Annotated in this window: 10 protein-coding genes; 7 read left to right on the forward strand and 3 right to left on the reverse strand. The window is 63.3% G+C overall.

Going from position 1 to position 9835, the window contains the following annotated elements; genetic code table 11:
* Positions 1–175: 175 nt before the first annotated feature.
* Positions 176–826, reverse strand: a complete 651-nt coding sequence (locus IFT60_RS22880; RefSeq protein ID WP_192056110.1) for a class I SAM-dependent methyltransferase — start codon at positions 824–826, stop codon at positions 176–178.
* Between the two features lie 9 nt (positions 827–835).
* Entirely contained in the window at positions 836–1774 is a 939-nt protein-coding gene (locus IFT60_RS22885) for a CysB family HTH-type transcriptional regulator (RefSeq protein ID WP_192056112.1), read from the reverse strand.
* A gap of 170 nt (positions 1775–1944) precedes the next feature.
* On the opposite strand from IFT60_RS22885, the gene IFT60_RS22890 reads away from it, so the two are divergent.
* From IFT60_RS22890 to cobA, 6 genes are read left to right on the forward strand one after another with little or no spacing between them, the layout of a single operon-like run.
* Positions 1945–3630: a nitrite/sulfite reductase gene (locus IFT60_RS22890; protein ID WP_192056114.1), complete on the forward strand. Its 1686-nt coding sequence runs from the start codon at positions 1945–1947 to the stop codon at positions 3628–3630.
* A complete protein-coding gene (locus tag IFT60_RS22895; protein WP_192056116.1) occupies positions 3623–4180 on the forward strand; it encodes a DUF934 domain-containing protein in 558 nt (185 codons plus the stop codon). The genes IFT60_RS22890 and IFT60_RS22895 overlap by 8 nt, the downstream gene beginning before the upstream one ends.
* A gap of 8 nt (positions 4181–4188) precedes the next feature.
* On the forward strand, positions 4189–4905 hold the full coding sequence (locus IFT60_RS22900) for a phosphoadenylyl-sulfate reductase (RefSeq protein WP_192056118.1): 717 nt from the start codon (positions 4189–4191) through the stop codon (positions 4903–4905).
* A gap of 35 nt (positions 4906–4940) precedes the next feature.
* The gene (cysD, locus tag IFT60_RS22905) at positions 4941–5879 is read left to right on the forward strand and encodes a sulfate adenylyltransferase subunit CysD (RefSeq protein ID WP_192056120.1); all 939 of its coding nucleotides are present in this window, start codon (positions 4941–4943) and stop codon (positions 5877–5879) included.
* A gap of 23 nt (positions 5880–5902) precedes the next feature.
* Positions 5903–7198 carry a sulfate adenylyltransferase subunit CysN gene (cysN, locus tag IFT60_RS22910; protein ID WP_229511105.1) on the forward strand — a complete coding sequence of 432 codons (1296 nt, stop codon included), beginning with the start codon at positions 5903–5905 and terminating at the stop codon, positions 7196–7198.
* Positions 7199–7225: 27 nt separating this feature from the next.
* Positions 7226–8008 (forward strand): uroporphyrinogen-III C-methyltransferase, encoded by a 783-nt coding sequence (gene cobA / locus IFT60_RS22915; RefSeq protein WP_192056124.1) that lies wholly within the window; start codon positions 7226–7228, stop codon positions 8006–8008.
* A 36-nt stretch (positions 8009–8044) separates the two neighbouring features.
* On the opposite strand, the gene IFT60_RS22920 is transcribed toward cobA, so the two are convergent.
* Complete coding sequence (locus IFT60_RS22920; protein WP_192056126.1) at positions 8045–8497, reverse strand: hypothetical protein; 453 nt, start codon at positions 8495–8497, stop codon at positions 8045–8047.
* A 266-nt stretch (positions 8498–8763) separates the two neighbouring features.
* Here IFT60_RS22920 and yghU point away from each other — a divergent pair, with 266 nt between their 5' ends.
* Positions 8764–9615, forward strand: coding sequence for a glutathione-dependent disulfide-bond oxidoreductase (gene yghU, locus IFT60_RS22925; protein ID WP_192056127.1), 852 nt, complete (start codon positions 8764–8766; stop codon positions 9613–9615).
* Positions 9616–9835: the final 220 nt, after the last annotated feature.

Genomic DNA, 9835 nt, shown 5'->3' on the forward strand with positions numbered 1-9835 from the left:
CGCGCGTGAATCACGCGCGTTTTTTTTGGGTCCGGAACCGACGTGCACCGTAGGGTGGGCTCTCGAGCCCACGCGGTGCTACGGATGATGGTCGAAACGCTTGTTACTACACGCAAACGCGGCACCGCGTGGGCACAAGTGCCCACCCTACGTTACGCAGCAGCCAACCATGTAATTACTTCAGCCGGCAGGTGAGAATCCAGAAGAACTCGACCCGCTCGATCTTGATTTCCTTGCCAACATTCCCCAAGCGCTTGCGCAGCGCGCTATCCGACTGGTAACTCTTCGGCACTTCGAAGCGCTCGCCTTCAGGCGCCGTCAGGATCTCGTAAGTGGTCCCGTCCGCATCCGTGCGCGCGATCGTTTCGCTGAATCCTTCGACGAAGGAATCGTCGAGGATCACCAGCAGCACGTCCTTGCCGAGGCGCTTTTTCAGCGTCGCCAGCAATTGCTCCTGCTCTTTCTTGTTCAGGTGCGACCACAGGAAGCTGACCAGCACTGCGGTGAATTTGCCGATGTCTTCCGGCAGGTCCAGTGCGTCGGCGACGCGGAAGGTCACCTTGTTCTCAGCCATCGGCCGCTCGCGTGCAATGTCGACCAATGAAGCGTTGATGTCGACCGCCAGCACCGACTGCGCCGACTCGGCCGCCACTTCGGTCCAGAACCCGGTGCCGCAGCCCAGTTCCAGCACCGTGTGCCCGGCAAGGACGTTGCCGAGGTGGATGCTCATGTCGTCGATGTCTTCGTCCATGTCCGGCTCGAGGTACTTGTCCTCGAGCGACTCGCCCAGCAGGGCATAATATTTTGCAACTTGTTGATTGTTCATTCGGTTCTCTTACAGCTCATAGTTTTCGCCGCCGCGCATCGCGGCTTCGACCATCTTGCGCGTCAGGCTCGGGGCCAGCAGCTCGATGAAAGTATAAATATAACTGCGCAGGTAGGCGCCCTGCTTCACCGCCACGCGCGACACGTTCATGCCGAACAGGTGGCCGACCGGAATCGTGCGCAGGTTGCGGTCGCGCTCGGGATCGAAGGCCATGCCGGCGATGATGCCCACGCCCATGCCCAGTTCGACATAGGTCTTGATCACGTCGGCGTCGATCGCTTCGAGCAGCACGTCCGGTTTCAGTTCGCGCAGATTGAAGGCGTGGTCGATCTTGCTGCGTCCGGCAAAAGCGGCGTCGTAGGTGATCAGCGGATAGCCGGCGATTTCTTCCAGCGACACCGCTTTCGAGCGCAGCAGCTCGTGTTCTGGCGGCACCACCACCACGTGTTCCCACTGGTAGCACGGCAAGGTCACCAGCCCGTCGATGGCGGCGATGGCCTCGGTCGCGATCGCCAGGTCGGCCTGGCCGGTCTTGACCATGTCGGCGATCTGCTTCGGGTTGCCTTGCAACAGGGACAGGCGTACCTTCGGGAACTTCTGCATGAAGGCTTGCACCACCTTCGGCAGCATGTAGCGCGCCTGGGTGTGGGTGGTGGCGATGGTAAAGCTGCCGCTGTCGTGGGCCGCGTATTCCTTGCCGATGCGCTTCAGGCTTTCGATTTCCTGCATGATCAGCTCGACCGATTCCAGCACCAGCCGGCCCGGCTCGGTCAGTCCGCGGATGCGCTTGCCGTGGCGTGTAAAAATGTCGACGCCGAGCTCTTCCTCCAGCTCGATGATGGCTTTCGACACCCCCGGCTGCGAGGTGAACAAGGCCTTGGCGGCATCGGTCAGGTTGTAGTTCTGGCGCACGGCCTCGCGCACGAAGCGCAATTGATGAAGGTTCATTCCTGTTGTTGTTTAAGTTGTCGAAACGCCAGCCGCTATTTTATGCGAATGCTTATGCCCCTACCGTATATAAGCAAATAAATTGTCAGTCGTTTGGAATAAAGCTGCGGGGGCTTACCATTCCATCCAGCTTACCGGGCTTAGAGTCCGACCTACCCAGGATACCTCCCATGTACCGTTACGACCAATACGACCATCTCATCGTCCGCGAGCGCATTGCGCAATACCGCGACCAGGTTGCCCGCCGCCTGAACGACGAGCTGACCGAAGAAGAGTTCTTGCCGCTGCGCCTGCAAAACGGCCTGTACATGCAGCGCCATGCCTACATGCTGCGCGTCGCCGTGCCGTACGGCTTGTTATCGACGGCGCAGATGCGCATGTTCGCGCACATCGCACGCAAGTACGACCGCGGCTATGGCCATTTCACCACGCGCCAGAACATCCAGTACAACTGGATCGAGCTGGAACAGACGCCGGACATCCTGACCGACCTCGCTTCGGTGGAGATGCACGCCATCCAGACCTCCGGCAATTGCATCCGTAACATTACGACCGACGAGTTCGCCGGCGTCGCGGCCGACGAGATCATGGACCCGCGTCCGTTCGCGGAAATCCTGCGCCAGTGGAGCACCTTCCACCCCGAGTTCATCGCCCTGCCGCGCAAGTTCAAGGTCGCCATCAACGGCGCCGTGGAAGACCGCGCCGCGATCGCGATCCACGACATCGGCCTGACGCTCACGCACAACGAAGCGGGCGAAGCCGGCTTCAAGTTCATGGCCGGCGGCGGCATGGGCCGTACCCCGATCCTGGGCAGCGTGATCCGCGACTTCCTGCCGTGGCAGCACCTGCTGACCTATACCGAAGCCGTGATGCGCGTGTACAACTCGTACGGCCGCCGCGACAACAAGTACAAGGCACGCATCAAGATCCTGCTGAAAGCCCTGGGCGTCGAGGAATTCGCGCGCCTGGTCGAAGAGGAATGGCAAGACTTGAAGGACGGTCCGGAAACCCTGACGCGCGAGGAATACGACCGCGTCGCCGCCTACTTCGAAGCGCCGGCCTATGCGACGCTGCCGGACAGCGATCCGCTACTGGCGCACCCGGACAACCGTGCCTTCAGTAACTGGCTCAACCGCAACGTCAAGCCCCATAAAGTGCCGGGCTATGCCTCGGTCGTGCTGTCGCTGAAGAAAACCGGCGTGCCGCCGGGCGACGCCACCGCCGAACAGATCGACTTCGTGGCCGACCTGGCGGATAAATTCAGCTTCGGCGAACTGCGCGTGACCCACGAGCAGAACCTGGTGCTGGCGGATGTGAAGCAGTCGGACCTGTTTGAGGTCTGGACCCTGGCCAAGTCGAAGGGCCTGGCGACGCCGAACATCGGCCTCTTGACCGACATCATTTCCTGCCCGGGCGGCGATTTCTGCTCGCTGGCGAATGCGAAATCGATCCCGATCGCGGCGGCCATTGCCGAGCGTTTCGACAACCTCGATTTCCAGCACGACATCGGCGAGATCGAACTGAACATCTCGGGCTGCATCAATGCCTGCGGCCACCACCACGTCGGTTCGATCGGCATCCTCGGCGTCGACAAGGATGGCAGCGAGTGGTACCAGGTCTCGATTGGCGGCGCCCAGGGCAACAATTCGGCGATCGGCAAGATCATCGGGCCGTCGTTCTCGGGTGGCCAGATGCCGGAAGTGATCGACCGCCTGCTGCAGGTGTACGTCAACAACCGTTTCGAAGGCGAACGTTTCGTCGAGACCGCCCAGCGCCTGGGCATCGCACCATTCAAGGAACACGTGTACGCCACGCCGATCTCCAAAGGCGCACTGGTAGGGGAAGACCATGCTTGAAGCACATAAAGAAATTATCCGCGGCCGCGAAGTCGTCCCTGACGACTGGAGCGTGCTGCGCCTGGCCGAGGGTGAGGCGGCTGAATCCATCGTCGTCCCCGAAGGCAAGGTCATCGTTCCCTTGACGGTCTGGCTGGCGCAGAAAGAGGCGCTGTCCGCGCGCGCCGACCTGGGCGTGTGGATCGCCGCCGACGAGCGTTTCGAAGCCCTGAAAGGCGATGCGGACCGCTTTGCCGTGATCGCGGTGGACTTCCCGAAATTTTCCGATGGCCGCGGCTATTCGATCGCCTACAACGTGCGCAAGCGCCTGGCCTATACCGGCGAACTGCGCGCGATCGGGGACGTGCTGCGCGATCAATTGTTCTCGATGTCGCGCGTCGGTTTCAATGCCTACGCCACGCGCCAGGACCGTTCGATCCACGATGCGCTGAAGGGCTTGACCGTGTTTTCCGAAACCTACCAGGCCTCGGTCGACCAGCCGCTGCCGCTGTTCCGCCGCAAGGAACGCGACGTGCCGCTCGAGCACACCGACGTCGGCGCGGGCATCTGAGGTTCGACATGAGTGAACTCGCCACCCGCGTTGCCGACACGCAAGCCATCCTGGCGCGTATTGCGGCCGAGTTTTCGCCGGCCGTGTTCGCGTCGAGCCTGGCGGCCGAGGACATGGTGCTGACCGACCTGATCCTGCGCGCGAAACTGCCGATCGGTATCTTTTCGCTGGAAACGGGGCGCCTGCCCAAGGAAACCCTGGCGGTGCTGGACGCCGTCAAGGCCACCTATGGCTACGACATCACCCTGTTCCGCCCGGACCCGCTGGCGGTCGAGCGCTACGTCACGCAGAACGGCTTGAACGCCTTTTACGACAGCGTCGAGATGCGCCGGGAATGCTGCCGCATCCGCAAGGTCGAGCCGCTTGGCCATGCACTTGCCGGCAAGAAGGCATGGATTACCGGCCAGCGCCGCGCGCAGTCGGCCACGCGCGCCAAACTCGATGTGCAGGAAGACGATCCGGCGCACATGATGGACAAGTTCAATCCGCTGGCGGACTGGAGCGAGGCTGAAGTGTGGGAATACATCCGCGCCAACAATGTCCCGTACAACGCCCTGCACGACCGCGGCTATCCGTCGATCGGCTGCGAACCCTGCACCCGCGCCATCCAGCCGGGCGAGGACGTGCGCGCCGGTCGCTGGTGGTGGGAAAACCCGGAATCGAAGGAATGCGGCCTGCACGTGGTCGACGGCAAATTGATTCGCATTAAATCCGTGGCAGCTTGATTAACAAGTAACCGCACGAAAGAACAAGGCATCTCATGACCAACCTCTCTGACAACGCCGGCATCCTGGCCACCGTCAACGCGCGCCACCTCGACGCCCTCGAATCGGAAGCGATCCACATCCTGCGCGAAGTGGCGGCCGAATGCACGAATCCCGCCCTGCTGTTCTCGGGCGGCAAGGACTCGGTCGTGCTGCTGCGCCTGGCCGAAAAGGCTTTCCGTCCAGGTAAATTCCCATTCCCGCTGGTGCACATCGATACCGGCCACAATTTCGACGAAGTGATCTCTTTCCGCGACGCTCGCGTTGCCGAACTGGGCGAGCGCCTGATCGTCGGATCGGTCGAAGAATCGATCCGCAAAGGCACGGTGCGCCTGCGCAATCCGGCCACCGATTCGCGCAACGCGGCCCAGGCCGTGACGCTGCTGGAAACCATCGCCGAACACGGCTTCGACGCCTGCATCGGCGGCGCGCGCCGCGACGAGGAAAAGGCCCGCGCCAAGGAACGCATCTTTTCCTTCCGCGACGAATTCGGCCAGTGGGACCCGAAAGCCCAGCGTCCGGAACTGTGGGACCTGTATAACACCCGCGTGCACCCGGGCGAAAACATGCGCGTGTTCCCGATCTCGAACTGGACCGAACTCGACGTCTGGCAGTACATCGCCCGCGAAAAGCTGGCGCTGCCATCGATCTATTTCGCCCACCAGCGTGACGTGATCCCGCGCAACGGCCTGCTGGTGCCGCTGACGCCGCTCACCCCGGCCAAAGAGGGAGAAAGCGTCGAGACGCAAACCGTGCGCTTCCGTACCGTCGGCGACATCTCGTGCACCTGCCCGGTGTCGTCGGACGCGAGCACCGTCGAGGCGATCATCGCCGAGACCGCCGTCACGCAAGTCACCGAACGCGGCGCGACCCGGATGGACGACCAGACCTCCGAAGCCTCGATGGAAAAACGCAAGAAGCAAGGATATTTCTGATGAACGCACGCATGGAACCCGGTATGGAAAATCTGACCCAACACAGCCTGCTGCGCTTCATCACCGCCGGCTCCGTCGACGACGGCAAGAGCACCCTGATTGGCCGCCTGCTGTTCGACAGCAAGGGCATCTTCGCCGACCAGCTGGCGGCCGTCTCGCGCTCGAAGCACAAGCGTACCGTGGGCGACACCATTGATCTCTCGCTGCTGACCGACGGCCTGGAAGCCGAGCGCGAACAGGGCATCACGATCGACGTCGCCTACCGCTATTTCGCCACGCCCAAGCGCAAGTTCATCATCGCCGACACCCCGGGCCACGAGCAGTACACGCGCAACATGGTCACCGGCGCCTCGACCGCCGACGCCGTCATCATCCTGGTCGACGTCTCGAAGGTGAAGCTGCATGACGACGGCAAGGTCGACCTGCTGATCCAGACCAAGCGCCACTCGACGATTGCCAAGCTGCTGCAGATCGAGCACGTGATCGTGGCCGTCAACAAGATGGACCTGGTGAATTACGACCAGGCCGTTTACGAGCGCATTATCAAAGCCTACGCGGAATTCGCCAGATCGCTCGGCCTGAAGGATGTCACCGCGATCCCGCTGTCGGCGCTGGCCGGCGACAACGTGGTCGAGCGCTCCGAGAAGATGGACTGGTACAGCGGCCCGACCCTGATCGAACTGCTGGAAAACATCACGGTTTACGACGAAGCGCACGATGCGCCGTTCCGCTTCCCGGTGCAGCTGGTCGCCCGTCACAACGGCCATGAAGCGAACGACTTCCGCGGCTACATGGGCCGCATCGAGTCCGGCAAAGTAACGGTCGGCGACAAGCTGGTGGTACAGCCATCGGGCCAGAGCGCGACCGTCAAGGACATCCTCACCTTCGACGGCAGCCTGCCCGAAGCGGTCGCCGGCCAGTCGGTGACACTGCTGCTCAAGGAATACCTGGACATCTCGCGCGGCGATACCCTCTCGAGCGCCGATGCCCCGGCCACCCAATTGAAGCAGGTGGTGGCCGACGTGTGCTGGATGTCGGACGAGCCATTGGATGCGCGCCGCAAGTACTGGATCAAGCACGGCACGCGCCAGACGGCGGCCAAGGTGACCAGGGTCGACACCATCCTCGACATCAACACCCAGCAAAGCCATCCAGCCGAAGGCTTGAAGCTGAACGACATCGCGCGCATCGGGCTGACCGTGCAGCAGCCGCTGGCGGCCGATGCCTACAGCGACATCCGCGCCACCGGCGCCTTTATCCTGATCGATGAAGTCACGCACCAGACCGTTGCCGCGGGTATGATTCGCCTGGGCGAGTAATTCACGCAAATGCGACTGGAGCGGCGTATGGCACTGCTGGAGAATCACGAACCGGCGCGGTCCGATAAGACCGCCGGCAAGGTCTGGCTGGTCGGCGCCGGCCCCGGCGCCGCCGACCTGATCACCGTGCGCGGCGCGCGCATCCTCGCGCAGGCCGACGTCGTCCTCTACGACGCGCTGGTCACGCCCGAGATGCTGGAACTGTGCGCGGGCGCCGAACTGATCTCGGTCGGCAAGCGCTCGGGCCAGCGTTCCACGGCCCAGGATGCGATCAACGCGTTGCTGGTCGACTGCGCTTTCAAATTTAATCGCGTGGTGCGCCTGAAGGGCGGCGACCCGATGCTGTTCGGGCGCGCCGACGAGGAATTGCGCGCACTCGAAGCGCACGGCATCGACGTCGAGATCGTCCCCGGCATCACCACCGCGGTGGCCGCCGCCGCCGCTACCCAGCAACCGTTGACCAAACGCGGCGTTGCCCGCAGCGTCGCCTTTTTCACGTCCAGCACCGGCCCCGACCAGCCGGAACACCCCGCCCTGCCCCACACCGACACCATGGTCCAGTACATGGGCGGGCGCGAAGCCGCCGCCACCGCCGAACGCCTGCTGGCGCAAGGACGGCCGGCCGATACGCCGGTGGTGGTGGTGGAAAACTGCAGCCGCCCGGACGAGCGCATCGAACGCTTGCTGCTGTCCGACCTGGCGCGCGGGCTGCATGCCGCGCATGGTCCGGTGCTGGTGATGATCGGCGCGGCGCTGCGCCTGCGCGAGCACCAGGCGGCGCTCGCTTCGTCGGTGCAGGCAGTCGACTAACCTGGCCCACGCGGGGACTGTACTGAGGCCTGCTCCTCAGGTAGGGCAGGCCTCCTGGGCGCCGTCGTATTCCTCAATCTGCCGCAGCAGCAGGTCCGCCGCCGCGTGGGTATCCGCATTCACCCGGTTCAGGCGCGCGATCGCCTCCTCCAGCCGCTTGCCCGCGCGTCCCGCGCATTCGCGGCTGTGCCAGCGCGCCATGTCGCGCCGCATGGTACTGAGTTCTTCCTTCAGTTCGTCCAGCATGCGCCGCAGGTTGCGGTCGGCGTCGACCAGGCCGGGAACGCTGCCGGCATGGAGGCGCTCCGAGAGATGCCTGATCTTGATGCCCATGGCGGCGACTCGGCGCGCGGTGGCGTCGATATGGCGCGCGCAGCGCGTCTGCGCGAACAGGCCGCCCGGCAAGCGTACGCCTTCCCACGCCGCCGCGTCTCCCGCGCGGACGCGCAGGAGGGTAGCCATCATCTGTTTCAGGAAGGATCGGAGCATGGGAGTGTTTTCAAGGGATGTGGCTTGTCGGAATTGCCTGAGCAGTGTGGGCGGCTTCCCAATCACTGTCAAACCGGAGGGCGGCGCAACGGCATGACGCGGAACAAGGCTTTGCCAGTTCGGGGCGAAGCTTGTCATGCAAGTAACGGAAAACGGGCGCCCGCCGACGCGAACGCGTGGAGTCGGGTAAGCTGCTCATTCAGGAATGACAAGGCGCGCGCCCATGGCGGCAGCTGCGCATCCGACAACCAACGAGGAGAAAATCGATGACCGAACAATCGAACCAGTCGACCTACGCGCCGGCCAAGGTCTGGACGCCGCCCGCGTCCAACGGCGGCATGTTCGCCAACATCAACCGGCCCGTCGCCGGCCCCACCCACGAGGCGGAACTGCCGGTCGGCAAGCACCCGCTGCAGCTGTACTCGCTGGCCACGCCGAACGGCCAAAAGGTCACGATCATGCTCGAAGAGCTGCTGGCGGCGGGCCATAGCGGCGCCGAATACGATGCCTGGCTGATCCGCATCAACGAAGGCGCACAGTTCTCGAGCGGCTTCGTCGACGTCAACCCGAACTCGAAGATCCCGGCACTGATGGACCGCAGCGGCGGCGAGCCTGTGCGCGTCTTCGAATCGGGTTCGATCCTGCTGTACCTGGCCGAGAAGTTCAATGCGTTCGTTCCCACCACCCTGGCGGGCCGCACCGAGACGCTCAACTGGCTGTTCTGGCAGATGGGTTCCGGCCCCCTGCTGGGCGGCGGCTTCGGCCACTTCTACGCCTACGCGCCGGAAAAGCTGCAATACCCGATCGACCGCTACGCGATGGAAGTCAAGCGCCAGCTCGACGTGCTCGAGCGCCAGTTGGCGAACAACCGCTACGTCGCCGGGGGCGAGTACACGATCGCCGACATGGCGATCTGGCCCTGGTATGGCGCGCTGGTGCAGGGCGAACTGTACGAGGCGGGCGAGTTCCTGTCGGTGCACGAGTACAAGCACGTGCGGCGCTGGGCCGACGAGATCGCGGCGCGTCCGGCGGTGATTCGTGGCCGCAAAGTCAATCGTGTGCGGGGAAATCCGGAGGAGCAGGTGCCGGAGCGGCATTCGGCAGCCGATCTGGATTGAATAAATAGTCGAGACTGAAGCGTACCGTAGGGTGGGCTCTCGAGCCCACGCGTACGCACCGTTGAGATGTCGAAAATTATCTGCGAAACCAAAGCGTGTGAATTGCTGCGGCACCGTGGATGATCAGCGTTCGCGAACGCGTGGGCACAGGTGCCCACCCTGTAAGAGCAAAGTAGTAATGTCCGGTTTGAGCAAAGTAGAAATGTCTGATTTTGCTCGA

Origin of the sequence: Massilia sp. CFBP 13721 (genome assembly GCF_014842025.1) — a bacterium.
Taxonomy (GTDB): domain Bacteria; phylum Pseudomonadota; class Gammaproteobacteria; order Burkholderiales; family Burkholderiaceae_D; genus Telluria.

Coding starts and splice junctions, on each gene's coding strand:
- IFT60_RS22880 (WP_192056110.1), bottom strand. CDS start 826: ATGAACAATCAACAAGTTGCAAAATATTATGCCCTGCTGGGCGAGTCG.
- IFT60_RS22885 (WP_192056112.1), bottom strand. CDS start 1,774: ATGAACCTTCATCAATTGCGCTTCGTGCGCGAGGCCGTGCGCCAGAAC.
- IFT60_RS22890 (WP_192056114.1), top strand. CDS start 1,945: ATGTACCGTTACGACCAATACGACCATCTCATCGTCCGCGAGCGCATT.
- IFT60_RS22895 (WP_192056116.1), top strand. CDS start 3,623: ATGCTTGAAGCACATAAAGAAATTATCCGCGGCCGCGAAGTCGTCCCT.
- IFT60_RS22900 (WP_192056118.1), top strand. CDS start 4,189: ATGAGTGAACTCGCCACCCGCGTTGCCGACACGCAAGCCATCCTGGCG.
- cysD (WP_192056120.1), top strand. CDS start 4,941: ATGACCAACCTCTCTGACAACGCCGGCATCCTGGCCACCGTCAACGCG.
- cysN (WP_229511105.1), top strand. CDS start 5,903: ATGGAAAATCTGACCCAACACAGCCTGCTGCGCTTCATCACCGCCGGC.
- cobA (WP_192056124.1), top strand. CDS start 7,226: ATGGCACTGCTGGAGAATCACGAACCGGCGCGGTCCGATAAGACCGCC.
- IFT60_RS22920 (WP_192056126.1), bottom strand. CDS start 8,497: ATGCTCCGATCCTTCCTGAAACAGATGATGGCTACCCTCCTGCGCGTC.
- yghU (WP_192056127.1), top strand. CDS start 8,764: ATGACCGAACAATCGAACCAGTCGACCTACGCGCCGGCCAAGGTCTGG.